The sequence below is a fragment of the Haloarcula sp. JP-L23 genome (genome assembly GCF_011602445.1).
GTDB classification, from domain to species: domain Archaea; phylum Halobacteriota; class Halobacteria; order Halobacteriales; family Haloarculaceae; genus Haloarcula; species Haloarcula pellucida.
The window spans coordinates 197,611-213,152 of sequence record NZ_CP050015.1 but is presented as its reverse complement, the minus strand read 5'-3'; the positions used below and the strand labels follow the sequence as shown (position 1 = coordinate 213,152).

The 15,542-nt window shown below is 63.8% G+C and carries 11 protein-coding genes; 9 read left to right on the top strand and 2 right to left on the bottom strand.

All coding sequences use genetic code 11. The annotated features are described in order from the left end of the window. Nucleotides 1-193: 193 nt before the first annotated feature. On the top strand, nt 194-1,669 hold the full coding sequence (locus tag G9465_RS19785) for a right-handed parallel beta-helix repeat-containing protein (protein WP_166973527.1): 1,476 nt from the start codon (nt 194-196) through the stop codon (nt 1,667-1,669). A gap of 22 nt (nt 1,670-1,691) precedes the next feature. Here G9465_RS19785 and G9465_RS19780 read toward each other — a convergent pair whose 3' ends face one another. Next, nucleotides 1,692-3,488 carry a hypothetical protein gene (locus tag G9465_RS19780; RefSeq protein ID WP_166973525.1) on the bottom strand — a complete coding sequence of 599 codons (1,797 nt, stop codon included), beginning with the start codon at nt 3,486-3,488 and terminating at the stop codon, nt 1,692-1,694. A 154-nt stretch (nt 3,489-3,642) separates the two neighbouring features. Further along, a complete protein-coding gene (locus G9465_RS19775; protein ID WP_166973522.1) occupies nt 3,643-5,163 on the bottom strand; it encodes a glycosyl hydrolase family 28-related protein in 1,521 nt (506 codons plus the stop codon). Nucleotides 5,164-5,641: 478 nt separating this feature from the next. Here G9465_RS19775 and G9465_RS19770 point away from each other — a divergent pair, with 478 nt between their 5' ends. The 8 genes from G9465_RS19770 (at nt 5,642) to G9465_RS19735 (ending at nt 15,526) form a co-directional block, all read left to right on the top strand. Then, nucleotides 5,642-6,571, top strand: a complete 930-nt coding sequence (locus G9465_RS19770) for a hypothetical protein (protein WP_166973520.1) — start codon at nt 5,642-5,644, stop codon at nt 6,569-6,571. 175 nt (nt 6,572-6,746) lie between these two features. After that, nucleotides 6,747-9,233, top strand: a complete 2,487-nt coding sequence (locus tag G9465_RS19765; protein ID WP_166973518.1) for an oligosaccharide flippase family protein — start codon at nt 6,747-6,749, stop codon at nt 9,231-9,233. 82 nt (nt 9,234-9,315) lie between these two features. Then, nucleotides 9,316-10,821, top strand: coding sequence for a hypothetical protein (locus G9465_RS19760; RefSeq protein ID WP_166973515.1), 1,506 nt, complete (start codon nt 9,316-9,318; stop codon nt 10,819-10,821). Nucleotides 10,822-10,881: 60 nt separating this feature from the next. After that, nucleotides 10,882-11,799 (top strand): glycosyltransferase, encoded by a 918-nt coding sequence (locus tag G9465_RS19755; protein ID WP_166973512.1) that lies wholly within the window; start codon nt 10,882-10,884, stop codon nt 11,797-11,799. A gap of 99 nt (nt 11,800-11,898) precedes the next feature. After that, nucleotides 11,899-12,897: a DUF1616 domain-containing protein gene (locus G9465_RS19750; RefSeq protein ID WP_166973508.1), complete on the top strand. Its 999-nt coding sequence runs from the start codon at nt 11,899-11,901 to the stop codon at nt 12,895-12,897. A gap of 98 nt (nt 12,898-12,995) precedes the next feature. Beyond that, complete coding sequence (locus G9465_RS19745; protein WP_166973505.1) at nt 12,996-13,571, top strand: metal-dependent hydrolase; 576 nt, start codon at nt 12,996-12,998, stop codon at nt 13,569-13,571. Nucleotides 13,572-13,678: 107 nt separating this feature from the next. Then, nucleotides 13,679-14,431, top strand: a complete 753-nt coding sequence (locus G9465_RS19740; protein WP_166973502.1) for an alpha/beta hydrolase — start codon at nt 13,679-13,681, stop codon at nt 14,429-14,431. 39 nt (nt 14,432-14,470) lie between these two features. Next, on the top strand, nt 14,471-15,526 hold the full coding sequence (locus G9465_RS19735) for an NAD-dependent epimerase/dehydratase family protein (RefSeq protein ID WP_166973499.1): 1,056 nt from the start codon (nt 14,471-14,473) through the stop codon (nt 15,524-15,526). Nucleotides 15,527-15,542: the final 16 nt, after the last annotated feature.

Below are 15,542 nucleotides of genomic sequence, written 5' to 3'. Positions count from 1 at the left end.
AGACAGGTAAAGTCTATTCTCCGAATAGTCCAGACATCTATTCAGATTCATCGTGCAAAACGACTCTCTCTCTGAAACTGACGCAGACGAACAGACGCGGTCGGACTGCGAAACGACAGACGGACGGTTGCTGGGCCGACGAAAGGTGCTTCAAGGTATCGCGACAACTGCGATTGGAGGCACTCTTTCGGCCATGACTGGACGCGCGAGTGCGGCGACGACTGCGGACCGTCTCGACGGGTACTTCGAGGAGTTCGGGACAGTCATCGACGTCGTCGAGGCGGGCGCCGACGACACCGGAAACGAATCGGTCGTCGACGTCATCCGAGAGTACCGCGACGACGACACGCTGCTCGTCTTCCCGCCGGGCGAGTACTACATGGACGAGCAGGTGCGCTTTACCGGCTTCGAGAAGTTCGGCCTCGTCGGGAACGACGCGACGCTCGTCCCGGCGGACTACCACACCTTCGAGGGGCCGCAGTACCGACTGTTCCGACTGGGCGTGGGGTACAGCCCCGGTAACCGACTCGTCTTCGACGGGTTCGACGTCGACCAGACGGCGCCGGACACCGGCATCCGCGTCATCGAGACCGTCGTCGAGGATGGCCTCGAAGTCCGGGACATCACCGTCAGCGGCGAGCACGACAGCGGGACGTGGGGGCCGGGTCGGTTCGCTATCTCTGATCCCGACGGGAGCGGCCTCGTCGAGGGCTTCGAGGTGCCGGACGGCGGTGCGTGGGAGGACGAGACGCCGAACGCGGGCAACATCTGGCGCGGCCCGACGGGACTACTCGCTAACTCGAACAGCGGGTCGCTCACCTTCCGTGACTGCGTCGTCGGCGCGTTCCCCGACAACGGCCTGTACGCCTCGGGTGGGGACGGCGTCATCAACGTCGAGGGCGGCCACTTCTCGAACAGCAACGCCGCGTCGCTCCGCATCGGCGGCGACGGGAGCAGTATCGACGGTGCCACCGTGGTCGTCGACCAGAACCGTCCGCAAGACGAGTCTCACCGGGCCATCCGCCTCGAAAATGGCGGCGACATCCGCGTCGAGAACGTCACGGTTCGGAACTACGAACCGCTCCCGAACAGTTTCGGCATCTCGGTCATGGGGACCTGTACGTCCGCGTGGATAGAGAACGCCGACGTCTACATCGCCGGGGACGAAGTGACCAACGCCGTGGTCACCTCTCCCGGTTGCGGCGAGGTGACGCTGGTGGGGTCCCGCATCGAGATGGACACGCCCGGCGGGTTCGGCATCGAAATCAACGACGGCGACAACACCGGCCAGGTGCTACTCGAGTACGTCGACTTCGTCGGGAACGTCGGCGACGAGACGGCGAAGGCGGCCATCCGCTGTGACCGTGACAACGTTCGCTTGGGTGCCGTCACCGTCGACCAGTCCGGCGGTTCGGAGCGCCGCGCCATCGTGAACACCGGTGACGACGTCACGATTTACAAGGGCGAGTACCGCGCCGCCGAGTACCCGATTATCGACCTCGGTGACGGAACCCACGTCGAGGAGATATTCGCGGAATCATACGGCGACGAGGAGGCGTACTGTCTCTATCCCGACAGCGCCAACGTCTACCTGAAACACAACACGCTCCGTGGGGGTATCAAGGACCACGGGTGCGACAACCTCGAGACAGTCGGCAACGAGTTCTGAGACCGGACTCTCCGACCCCGCGCTACTGGAACTCCGCTCCCCGTGCCGTCCAGTTCTGCTGCGTCCCCGAGAGAGCGACGCCGTCGAGGAAGCGGTTGTCCGAGACGATGACGCCCTCCGTCGTCGCCCGGTCGTACTGATACAACTGGCCGCGCTTGAAATCGCAATCCTTGAGGCGCAGGTAGTCGGCGCCGTCGTCGAGTAGGAGGTCGAACCCGCCGTCGGCGTGCGTGAACGAACACCCCACGACGTCGACCCATGGGGCGTCGACGACGAGGCCGTGACGTTTGCCGTCGCCCGCTGGGTCCATGGTCACGTCCCAGTTGCGTAAGACGACGTTGGGGCGGTCGACCCGCCCCAGATGCGCGTTCGACGCCGCGCTTCCCGTGTCCCTGACCGTCCAGTTCGAGGCGACGACCTGTCCGAGGGCGGGGTCCTCACCGGTGAAGGCACAGACGTGCTGGTTCGCGTGGCTCTCGACGGAGACGTTGGTCAGGACACAGTGGTCGACGTCGCCGTTCACCCGGACCAGTTCCGATGGCGTGGCCTGTCCGGCGACGATTTCGATGCTGTCGGCGACGGCGTGATTCGCGTCGGTCACCCAGAGGGCGGCGTAGGAATACCCGCGGTCCTCGGCGTCGTCGTTGACGAGGTGGCACTTGTACGCGTAGTCGCCGTCGCCGAGACGGAGCATCCCCGCACCGCAGTTCTTGACGCTCGTGTTCCGGATAGCGACTTTCCCGTTGTGGCCGGCCGAGTATATCCCGTTGTTGACGAACCCTTCGACGTCGGTGTTCTCCACGACGAGATAGCCCCGGTGAGTGCGCTCGATGGCGAGTCCCATCGGATGCTCTTGCTCTTTCAGGGCGGGGTCGTAGAAACTGCCGTCGGGCATCGTCACGGAGACGTACCCACGTCCCTTCTCGGTCACTAACGCGGGCGCGATGGAGTAATACGGCGGGACGACGCGGTCGAGTTCGCCGACGAGCGAGCAGTTGTCGATTTCGAGCGAGTCGTCGACGGCCGCGATAATCGCCGCGGCGGCCACGTTCGGCTTCTGGACGTCGAACGTGAGGTTGCGGGCAACGAACGCGCCCGCGTGACCCGGCTCTCCGGTCCCGAGGCTGAGGAAGTACGGCATCTCGGGGTTCGTACAGCGGACCTGCGCCTGCGGCTCACCCACCACACCGAAGGTGTCGAACGAACGAAGCGTGACGGGCGTGTTCCACGTGTACGTCCCGTCGGGGAGGTGGTAGACGACGCCAGCGACATCCTCACGGGCCGCGTGGCGCTGGATGAACGCCCCGAGGTCGGCGTCCGACCCGGGTTCGATGCCGTGTTCCCGAACGTCCACGACCTGCCAGCTATCGACCGAGAGGCCGCCGGTGGCGACCGTGCCCTCCACGTCGAGGGACGGGGCGGTGCGTCCGTCGGCCGTCGGTCCCCTAAGTGGGGCATTGAACTCGACGGCACCCGGGGAGCCGGGCGTCCCTTCCGTCGCGCGCACGGACCAGCCGTCCGCGGCCGTGTCCCAGATTTCGATGCAGGCGTCCCCGGTTCCCGGCGTCTGGAGGGCCGGTCGGTCGGCGGTCATCCCGATAGTCCCCACGTTCAGGATGCTGTTCCGGTTCAGGTTCAGGTCGCCGTCGAGGATGGAGGACCCGAGCGACGCCGAGTGGTCCTGCGCGCGTCCGGTACCGGCCAACCACGGCAGTCCGACGAGTCCCGCGAGCGTCAGCACCTCACGCCGCGTCCGTCCGCCGTCGCCATCCTGTCGCTGTTCGGGTTCGCCACCGCCATCACTGTTGATTGGTGACACGTGACATACGACGACGAACGCGGTTCTTGTTATTCACGGAATATCGCTAAATACGAAATTAAGCGGCCAGCGGGCCGCAGGAAGGCACTCCTATCCCTCCCATCTGGGACACCTGCTGTCCCCGTCGACCGGACGTGACTCCGTCGAGCCCCGATTAGAAGCCCGGCCCTCTGGTCGTCCAGTTCACCTGGTCACCGGCTAATGTGGTGCCGTCGATGAACCGGTTGTCGGCGACGATGGCGTCCTCCGTCGTCGCTCGACTGTACTGGAAGAGTTGGCCGCGCTGGAAGTCGCAGTCCTTGAGTCGGAGTTTGTCGGCGCCCTCGTCTAAGAGGAGGTTGAACCCACCCTCGGTGTGTTTGAACGTACAGTTCTGGATGTTGGTCCACGGGGCGTCGACGATGAGGCCGTGACGCTTCCCGTCGCCGGCCGGGTCGATGGTGACGTCCCAGTTCTCCAACATCACGTTCGGCCGGCCGATACGGCCGAGTTGGGCGTTCGACTGGGCACTTCCGGTGTCGATAATCGTCCAGTTCGAGGCGACTATGTGTCCGCTTTCCTGACCGGTCCCGGTGAACTCACAGATGTACTGGTTTGCGTGGCTCTCGATGTCGATGCTCGACAGCGTACAGTGGCCGACGTCTGCGTTCACGCGGACTAACTCGGAGGGTGTACGCTGTTTGGCGGTGATTTCGATGCTGTCGGCGACGGCGTGTTCAGCGTTGGTTACCCAGAGGGCGGCGTAGGAATACCCGCGGTCCTCGGCGTCGTCGTTGGTAAGAGCGCACTTGTAGGCGTAGTCGCCGTCGCCCAGACGAAGCATGCCGGCGCCGCAGTTCTTTACCGATGTGTTTCGAATGGCGACTTTCCCGTTGTGCCCGGAGGAGTAGATACCGTTGTTGATGAACCCCGCGATGTCGCTGTTCTCGACGATGAGGTACCCCTTGTGATCGCGTTCGATGGCGAGCCCCATCGGATGCTCTTGCTCTTTCAGGGCGGGGTCATAGAAACTCCCGTCCGTCATCGTGATGGAGACGTACCCCTGACCGCTCTCGGTCAAGAGGGTTGGTACGATGGAATAGAACGGAGAGACGACACGGTCGAGTTGGCCGTCGAGTTTGCAGTTATCAATTACGATCTGCTCGTCGACGGAGGCTATAATCGCGGAGGCGGCCACGTTCTCTTTCTGCACGTCGAACGTGATGTTGCGCGCGATGAAGATGTCGGCGTTGTTCACCGTGTCGGTGCCGAGACTGATGAAGTACGGCATCTCGATGTTCGTACACTTGACTCGGGCCTGTGGCTTCCCGACGATGCCGAACCCCTCGAACGACCGGGACGTGACGGGCGTGTTCCACGTGTACGTGCCCTCGGGCAGGTAGTAGACGGCGCTGGAGCCCTCGTCCCGGTCGAAGTGGTCGTCGATGACTGCTCCGAGGTCGGTGTCAGAGCCGGGTTCGGCACCCAGTTCGCTGACGTCCACCACGTTCCAGCTATCGATGGACGCCCCGTCGACTTCGACGCCGCCTCGGATGGTTCCCACGTCCAGAATGTCGTTCCCGTTGAGATCCACGTCGCCGTCGAATTCGCGAGCGACGGCGGACGACGTCGTGCTCTCGACGTTCGACGCCGGAATCGAAGCAACCTCCGAACCGGATTTACACCCTGCTAGCATCGACGTCAATCCGCCGACCCCTCCCATCAACATTCGTCTGGTCGTTGCGAGACTGTCGTCGTCTCGTCTCTCGGAATCACTCGAATCGTGTTTTTCACCTGACGGCATGGTCCAGTGTAAATGTCTATTGGACTTCATTAACTAGCAGATAAAAATCAAATATGATATTTCCGCGTCTGTCCCTTATTGATATCCGACCGTTCTCAGGCCTTTCACCGTCTCGAATCGAGTGTTTCTCCGTGCTGGTAGCCATCACCCCGCCGCCCTCTGCGTTATCGACCTTGATAACCACGGACAGACTGATGCAACGGTGTGCGTTTTCCCCGTGGCTGGCGTTTTTCGGCCCGAGTGTCAGTGTCGTCTCTGTGACGGCCCGGCCCCCACTTACGCCCGGTCTGTGGCTCCGCTGGGTGCGATTGTGAGTCTGAGACACTATCAGGCGCATAATATTGGGGCCGGTACCGCTACCCGAGGATACATGAAACGCCCTCGTTCCTCGCTGCCGGCACAGATTCGCCGCGGCGTCCGTGAACCTCACCTCGTCGTCCGGCGCTTGAACGAGCTGTACTTCGACCTCCATCGGCAGTACGCGGACCGACAGGACCGCGTCGACTTCTTCGAGGAGGACTGGGACAACCTGCTCCTCCTCGACGCGTGTCGGTACGACACGTTTGCAGACGTCGTCGACCTGCCGGGGACGCTCGAGTACCGCCACTCGCGATCGAGTTCGACCATCGAGTTCCTGAGCCAGTATCTCGACGGACGGGACCTGACCGATACCGTCTACGTGACGGCGAACCCGCAACACTACCGCAAGAGCGACCGCGGGTTCGTCTCGGTCGACTTCCACGACGTCGTCGAGATATGGCAGGAAGACGGCTGGGACGAGACGTTCCGAACCGTTCGACCGGAGACGGTCGCGGACGCGACCGAGCGCGCGGCCGGACGGTACCCGAACAAGCGACTGCTCGTCCATTTCCTCCAGCCCCACTACCCCTACATCGGCCCGACGGGGCAGGAACACTTCGACAACGACTCGCTGGACTTCTTCAACCGCGTGATGAACGGCGAAGTCGACATCGAGGACGAGATCCTCTGGGAGGCCTATCGGGAGAACCTCGACGTCGTGGTCCCCCACGTCGAACGACTGCTAGAGTCGCTTCGGGGCAAGACCGTCGTGAGCGCTGACCACGGCGAGATGTTCGGCGAACGCGCGTTCCCGCTACCGATGCGAGAGTACGGCCACCCGTCTGGGATACACACGGAGGAACTGACGAAGATTCCGTGGCACGTCTACGACGAGGGGCCACGCAAGGACATCGTCGAGGGCGACGCCGCCGCGACGGAGACAGAGGACGTCGCCACCGACGTCGTCGAGGAACGACTTCGCGACCTCGGCTACGCTTGAGCCTGCTCGACTGCGTGCCGACACTTACCAGCTCTATAATAAACACCCGACGGTGCAACAGATGGACCTAGGCATCCAGAACCTATGTCTCGCGTGTCACCCTCCGTATGCACTGTCCCGTCGCGGGCGCTACCGAGGGATGCGCGCACACTGATACGAACACACGACAACTCATATGCGACGAAATATCTTGAGTGGTGTCCTCTCAGTCGTCTCTGGGAAAATACTAACTCTGATAGTCACACTCGTGACGATGCCGCTGCTGTATCGGTTCCTCGGACCGGCGAAGTTCGGGGCGTATACGACGGTGATGTCCATCCACGCGCTGTTCATGATATTCGTCAGTTCGGGCATCACGAACGGCGTCCGGAAGTTCGTCGCCGAGGACAGAGACAGCGGCGACTGGGAAGACAACGTCGTCGGATTCTACTTCCGGATGGCGACGCTCCTCGCAGTGCTCGGCGCTTTGGGCTATCTCGGCGCCGTCCGGTTGGGACTCGTCGCCCAGTACTTCGACCCCTCTTTCGAGCCCTACTTCACACTCATGGTGTTCATGGTCGTCGCCGCCCAGTTCTGGGGGTACGCCCGCCGGACGCTGATGGGGTTTGGCCTAGAGCGCTACTCGGAACCGCTGAAAGTTTTCTATCACGTTGCCTTCGCAGCCGTCTCGCTCTCGTTGGTCTACTACGGCTTCGGTGTCATCGGTGCGCTCGCCGGGCAGATTCTCGGCACGGCGATGGTCGCCGTCATCGGCGTTGCACTCGTGATGCGGCGCGTATCGGTTCGCTCGATTCTCCTGCCGACGACGTCGTCCCTGCCGCGACAGCAGATGCTGACGTACAACACGATGGCCGTCGCCCTGACCGTCTTCCAGATGTCGCTGTATCACGTCGACATCATCATGCTCCAGTCGCTCGCCGGGAGCACGCAGGTGGGCAACTACAAGACGGCGCTCACGCTGGCTGAATTCCTCTGGTTCGTACCCATGACACTACAGACAGTATACGTTCACTCGACGTCGGAATTGTGGTCACAGGACCGGACAGACCGTATCGCGAGTCTCGCGTCACGGACGACGCGGTACACGCTGTTGTTGACGACCGTGATGGCGCTCGGCCTCGCGTCGCTCGCAGAGACAGTCGTACCGATGTACTGGGGCGCCAAGGCCGCGCCCGCGGTGACGCCGCTACTGTTCCTCCTGCCGGGCGCGCTCGGGTTCGCCGCCGTTCGCCCGACGATAGCTATCGAGGAGGGGCACGGAACGCTGCGGTACTCGGTCATCGCAACGGGCGCATCGGCCGTCATCAACCTCACGCTGAACCTCCTGCTCATCCCCCGGTACGGGATGACGGGGGCCGCGATAGCGACGAGCGTCGGGTACGCGTCGATGTTTCTCTTCCACGTCTGGAGTGCGAGACAGTTGGACTTCGACCCGCTTGCCGACGCACGCTTACTCCGGGTCGGCCTGACGGTGGCACTCGCTGCGGGTCCGATTCTGCTGCTTCCGCGCTATCTCGCCGCCAACCTGACCCTCTCACTCCCGGCGTTCCTCCCGAGCGGCGTCGTTCCGCTGGTCGTGGTCCCGCCGGTCGGCCTCGCCGTCTTCCTCGCGTTCGCGTTCCTCACCGGCGCACTGGAGTTGCGTGAGTGCGTGGACCTCGTGTCGGCCTTCCCGGACCCGATCGGTAGCACCGTTGAACGGGCCGATGCCCGTCTCAGCCGTCTCAGCATACCGGACCTGATTCCGAACGGCGGGCAGTTCTGGCTCCTCCTGATCGGACTGCTGCTGTTCGCGTCGGGTACCGGCATCGCCGTCATGGATATGGTGTCTGACGGCGGCGCGGAGATGCCGGGTGCCAGCAACGCCACGGAGACGCCGACGGAGGCGACCACACCGATACCAGCGGACACCCAGTCGGCTTCGAACACGTCCACCTCGGAACAGCCTACTTCGGCCACGTCGACGACGACCGAGACGGATGGCGGTGGGTCGGTAACGACGGCCACCGCCACTGAGACAGAGACCGACGACGGTGGTGTCCTGGGAACGTCGACGCCGACCGAGACGCCCACGCAGACGGCTACCGAGACGGATTCCGACGACAACGACGACAACGACGGTTGGTCAATCGGTGGTGGCGACTCGACTGAGACAGCGACGGAGACGGCTACAGCAACCGAAAATGGGACAGCGACGGAGACGGCTACTGACTCCGAAAACGACGACGGCGACGACGGGTTCTTCGGAGGTGGATCGACGGAAACGCAAACGGCGACGGAGACAACGACGACAACTGAAACCGAAACGGGAACGGCTACAGCGACGATCACCGAGACAGCGACGACGACGGAAACGCCAACGGCGACTGAGACAGCGACGACGACTGAAACCGAAACGGCGACGGAGACAACGACGACGACTGAAACCGAAACGGCGACTGAGACAGCGACGGCGACGGGGACAGCGACGGCGACGGAAACGGCTACTGAGAGCACCACGACGACGGCCGGGACGACTCAATCGTCGGATAGCACGTCCACCGACGACGGCATCCTAAATCTAGGCGTACTAACCATCGGGTTCGAACCAGTCTCTGCGGCGACATCAATGGCTCTCAGTGCCCTATTACTCGGTCGAACGAATCCCCGAGACCCCCGATAGATGACATTTATGACAAAAAATGAACCGTTAGATCCAGATAGGGTTCTGCATAATTAAAACAGCCCCTTCCTACACCTCCCATGTGCAACCCAACGACTTAGCGACAGCGCAAACGAGTAGGCGGACCTTTCTCCGGTCTGCGTGTGCGGGGGTCGCTGCAACTGGACTCATCGGCACAGCAACAGGTATCGAAGACCAGTATCGTACCGTTATCGACGTCGCCGATGCTGGTGCGGACCGAAGCGGTTCAGAGTCGGTTAGCCCGGTGCTTGCCGACCTGATCGGCGACGACACGCTTCTGAAGTTCCCACCCGGCGAGTACTACATGGACGAGCAGGTCCGAGAGTCCGGGGCCGACAACGTGGGCCTCGTCGGCGACGACGCCACGTTGGTCCCGGCGGACTACCACACCTTCGACGGACCGCAATACCGCCTGTTCCGACTCGGGACGTACTACGACCCGGCCCGGGACGTTCTCATCAAGAACTTCGACGTGGACCAGCGAGCGGACGACACCGGCATCCGCGCGTTCCACGTGAGCGTTTCGGATGGACTCTTCGTCAAAAATATCGACGTTATCGGCCGCCACGATAGCGGGACGTGGGGGCCGGCACTCTTCCGCGTCACCGATTCGGACGGTAGCGGCCACATCGACGGACTCCGAATCTCCGACGGCGCCGACTGGCAGACCCAGACGCCGGGTGACCTCTGGCGTGGTCCGACGGGCATCCTCGTCAACAACCACGACGGCTCGATCCGACTGGACCACTGTGTCGTCCGTAACTATCCCGACAACGGACTGTACGTCACTGGTTCCGGTTCCGTTTCGGTCGTCGGAGGACTGTTCCAGAACAACGGGCCGGTGAACGTCCGCATCGGGGCGAGTCGGGCCACGGTGGAGCGTACGGAGTTCGTCACGGACCAGCGATCACCGTACTATCTCGCACAGATCCCGATACGGTTCGATTACGCAGACCGAGTGGTGGTCCGTGACGTCTCTATCGACCTCACGGCGCCGAACGGGGACGCGGTTCAGATACTCGACGACGTCGAGAGCGCAGCCCTCAGGAACACTGACATCGACATCGCCGACGTGCCTGCCGCCGGTGTTGTCGTCAAGTCGGGGTCCGGCCCGGTCTCAATCGTCGACGTCGACGTCGACATAGACTGTAGTGCGAACGCGTTCCGGTTACTGGGGAACGGGGGCGGTGTAGTGGTACAGGACTGTCGTATCGCTGGCAGCGCTTCCGGCGAGAATATGCGTCACGCGATCCGATGCGAGCGCGACAACTGCGAGTTCCGAGCGTTGACCGTCGACCAGTGGGGCGGCGGGAAACGCCGCGGGATTGCCCTCCTCGGCGAGGATTACACCGTCTACAAGTGTCGCATTCGTTGCTCCGACCGCCCGGTGTCGGCCTACGGTGACGACATCTGGATCGAGGAGAACTACCTCGACTCCTACACCGGCGACGAGTCCATTCGTATCGGCCCCGACGCCGACTCGGTGCGCATCAAGAACAACGAACTGCCCGACGGTATCCAGGACGCCGGTGGACGTAACGTCCTCGTCACTGGGACGACGTACTGAGACGCCGGATTCCGGTTTATCGGGTGGGTAATAAACACTCCTCGGGGCGTTCGGTCTGGTATGCCAACGGTAAGCGTCGTCATCCCGACGTACAATCGCTCTGACGTGCTGCCCCGTGCCGTCGATAGCGTCCTCGAACAGACCTACGAGGACTTCGAGTTGGTCGTCGTCGACGACGGGTCCGACGACGGGACGCTCTCGTTGCTCGACACCTACGACGACCCGCGACTCCGGGTCGTCACCCACGGGACGAACAGAGGTGCGAACGTCGCACGGAACACGGGCATCGAACACGTCGACGGGGAGTTCGTCGCGTTCCTCGACTCGGACGACGAGTGGCACCCGGAGAAACTGGGACGGCAACTAGCCCGCTATCAGTCCGCCCCCGAGGAGTGTGTCGCGGTCTACTGTGACTTCGAGTACGACCTCGACGGAACCAAGGGACGACTGCTGTCTGTGGCCGCCTCGATACTCTCGGAAGCCGACGACGACGACCGCCCGAAAGAAGGTGGAAAGGAGCTTTCGGGAGAGATTCTCGCGGACTACCTCCACTCCGGCGCTGGGTCGACACTCCTCGTCGAGACGTCGGTCGCACGCGCTATCGACGGGTTCGACGAGGAACTCGACCGCTTCCAGGACCCCGACTTCCTCCTTCGCGTCATTCAAGAGGGGTATCTCGGCTACGTCGACCGACCGCTCGTGACGCGTCACGAGACGGGCTCTCCGCCCGCGGAGACGGTCGAACGCGCCGACGAGCAGTTCATCGCGAAACACGCCTCACTGGTCCGGGCCGCAGAGCGTGACGGCTACAACGTCCAGGAAGCCCACGACCTCCTCCTCACGAAGCTCTACTTACAGGAGGGTGCCTTCCTCGACGCAGCGCGATACCTCCGGAACGCGCGGCTCGAACCACGTCACGTCCCCGGCGTCCTCTGGAGTGCCGGGTCCGGACTTCGCGACGCGGCCAGTTCGGCGTAGCACGCCGGCCCGCGCGCCGCTCGGTGGCCTGTCTCGCTGTTCGGGTCGCTGGACTTATTCGACGAATAATAAGGCCCCCACGGGAACTAGAGGATGGCAATGTCACCGCTGGATCGCTGGTACGTCGACCTCTCGCTGGTCGCCTTCGCGACGGGACTGGCAGTGCTGACGGTCGCGTTCGGCGTGACCGGGGTACTCCGGACAGCCGTCATCGTTCCGCTCGTAACTGTCTTACCCGGGTACGCGTTCGTCTCGTTTCTCTACCCGGCCGTCGGGAACTCTGCCGTGCGGACCTTCGATGAGAACCAACGCGGTCTGCGCAACCCGCTCCCGACCAAGGACGGCATCGACGCGCTCGAACGGGCCGTCTTCGCCGTCATCACGACGCTGTTCATCGTGCCGCTGGTCGCCGTCGTCGCTAACTTCACGCCGTGGGGCATCACGCTGTATCCCCTGCTGTTCGGGACCACCGGCCTCACGCTCTCGCTGACGGTCGGCGGGCTGATACGGCGCTACAGGCTGCCGGCAGAGCGGCGCTACACCCCACAGATATCCGAATTCCTCTCGAACGTCACGTACTCCGACGCGGGCAACGCCTTCGGGACAGCCGACAGCAAACGTCGGCTGTTCAACGTCGCGCTCGGTGTGAGTCTGCTCCTTCTCGTGTCGAGTGTCGGATACGCCGCGGTCAACCCGCCACAGCAAGACGGGTTCACGGAGTTCTACGTGAACACCGACAACGTGACGGGCGACACGCAGTCGATGTACCCCGCCCAGTTCGCCGCCGGCGAGACGCGCACCCTCTCGGTCAACGTCACCAATCAGGAACACGAACAGATGCAGTACGAGGCGGTGGTCCACATCCAGCGAACGAACGGGACCGGTGCGGACGCGCAAGTCCTAGAGAGCAACCGCGTGGCCGCACAGTCCGTGACTGTCGACCACGCGGAGACGCGCACCGTGAACTTCGAGGTGTCGCCCTCTATGCGGGGATCCGACCTGCGGATGGTCGTCTACCTGTATCGTGGACAGGCCCCCGACGACCCGACGATGGATTCGGCCTACCAGTCGCTCCGATTGCCGATTACGGTCGCCTGACGTTCAATGACGCTACTACCCACTCGATACGACGACGCGACGCGTGACGCTTCGACGCCGACGACTACACTGCGAACACCGACCCGGACCTGACCACGATGTGGCCATGGGAACACGTCGCCGTCGGCTACCTGCTGTACTCGGGATACGTCCACCTCCGATACGGCGAGTCGCCGGGGACGCTGCCGGCGCTCGCGGTCGGGTTCGGCGCGCTGTTTCCCGACCTCGTCGACAAGCCGCTCGCGTGGACGTTCGAGATATTCCCGAGCGGCGTCTCCGTCGCACACTCCGTCTTTACCGCGACGGCACTCTCGCTCGCACTCGTGGTACTTCTCGGCAAACTCGGACACAGGGCCGTCGGGACCGGGTTCAGTGTCGCCTACCTCGCTCACATCCCCGCCGACGCCGTGTATCAGGTGGCCGTCGGGAACCCCTTGCGACTGGAGGCGTACCTGTGGCCGCTCGTGACCATCCAGAGTTCCGGGCAGGGCGGGTTCCTCGACAACGCGCTCTACTACTTCGTCCGCTTCCTCTTTTTCCTCGGGACGCCACGGGGACTGCTCTTCCTTTCGCTCGAAGTAGCGCTGCTCGGCACGACGTTGCTGGTCTGGTGGGCCGACGACTGTCCCGGCCTCGGGATTCTGCCGCTTCCGAAGCGACCCTCGGTCGACTGACCGTCGCTCTTTTGTCGGCCTCGGTATAGCGCGGCACAGTTCGCGGGTCGGAGTGGCTCACGCATTATCGACAGGATATGTATTCACGCACTGGCCGAACGGACGCCATGGACACGTCGCCATCTCGCCGTCAGTTGCTCGCCGCGGCCGGCGTCGCGCTGACGGGTGTGACCGCTGGCTGTACGCAGACAGACGCATCGAACGACGCCGTCCCGACCGACACGCGGACGACGACCGGCACCACCACGTCGCCGACGGGGGCCGAAGAGACGACGACTACTGGCCCGCGTGACGTTTCGTTCGATACGTCCGGTGGAACGACAGTCGAGGGGACCCTCTACGGGACAGGAGACTGTGGGGTCGTCCTCGTCCCGCAAATCAACCTCGACCGCGGAAGTTGGCGACCGCAAGCCGAACGACTGGCCGCGAACGGGTGGCTGGCGCTCCCCATCGACGAGGGCGAGCAACGAGTCGCCGCCGTCAGGGCCGCCGTCGAGTTCCTGCGGTCCGAACGCGACGTGTCGACCGTCGTTCTCGTCGGTGCGAGTACGGGCGGGGCGGCCGTCGTCGGTGCCGCCGCCGAGAGACCGACCCGCGTCGACGGCGTCGTGACGCTGTCCGGGGCCGGCGGCGCTGGACGGGCCGACGCGCTGACCGGCCAGAAACTGTTCGTCGTCAGCGAGGGCGACGAGCAGCGCTTCGTCGACGTCGCGACCGAACTCCACAGCGATGCGTCCGACCCCAAACGGCTGCTGACCGTCGACGGGGCCGCACACGGGCAGCGACTGTTCGAGAGCGAGCACTCGGAGGCGGTCTGGGCGGCGATGCTCGGCCTGCTCGAAGACGCCTGCCGACGGTAACGGAGCTACCGTTATGTTGATGTAAATACAACTTTTCGCATGGCATCTGCGCTCGTCGTCGGCGGCACCGGCTTCGTCGGCCGCCACGCTGTGGCCGACCTGCTCGAACACGGGTACGACGTGACGGCGTTTAGCCGTCGTCGCCGGGACCTATCCGATAGCTGGGACGCCGTCACGCACGTCGAGGTCGACCGGACGGACGCCGAGGCGTTTCGGGCGGCAGTCGACCGGACCGACCCCGACGTCGTCCTCGACTGCGCACTGTTCCACCCTGACCACGCTCGGGCTGCGGTCGAGACGTTCGCCGACGTCGACGCCTACGTGTACGTGTCGAGCGGCGGCGTCTACGCCCGAGACGACATCCCGAAGCGCGAATCGGTCACGCCGCTGCACTCGTTCTCGTCAGACCACGCCGACGACGACACGATGGCTAGTTACGGCCCCCGAAAGGCGGAGTGTGACCGCATCGTAACCCGGGCGGCCGAGGACGGCGTGGCCGCCACGAGCGTCCGACCGACGATGGTGTACGGCCCGAAATCACTCGACGGCTTGGCGGGGTCGGCGTCCGGGTCCGTCTCGTGGGCACCCGACAGACCGGGCATCCAGAACCACCACGAGTACTGGATACACCGTGTCGACGAGTACGACCGCGTCGTCGTGCCGGGCGACGGGACCGCCATCTGGCACCGCGTCTACGTCGAAGACGTGGCGAGCGCCCTCCGGATCGTCGCCGAGGAAGGCACGCCCGGCGAGGCGTACAACGTCGCCGACCGACTCGTCCTGACGATGGAAGACGTGGTCGACCTCGTCGCCGAGACGCTCGACACGTCGGTCGAAGTGGTCCACGCGAGTCGGCGCGAACTCGAAGCGGTCGGCCTCACACCGGACGATTTCGTCCTCTATCACCACCTCGGTCGTAACTACCCACACGTGCTGTCGACGTGCAAACTCGCCGCGCTCGGCTGGGACTCGACGCCTGTCGAGGTAGCCATGGAACGGACTGTCGAAGACGCACTCGCGAGCGACCGCGACGGGAAGGCGTTCGACCCCGGCCGCGCGGCAGAAGAACGGTTTCTGGACAGTACCGCGGAGTAACCGTCCGCGAGACGTG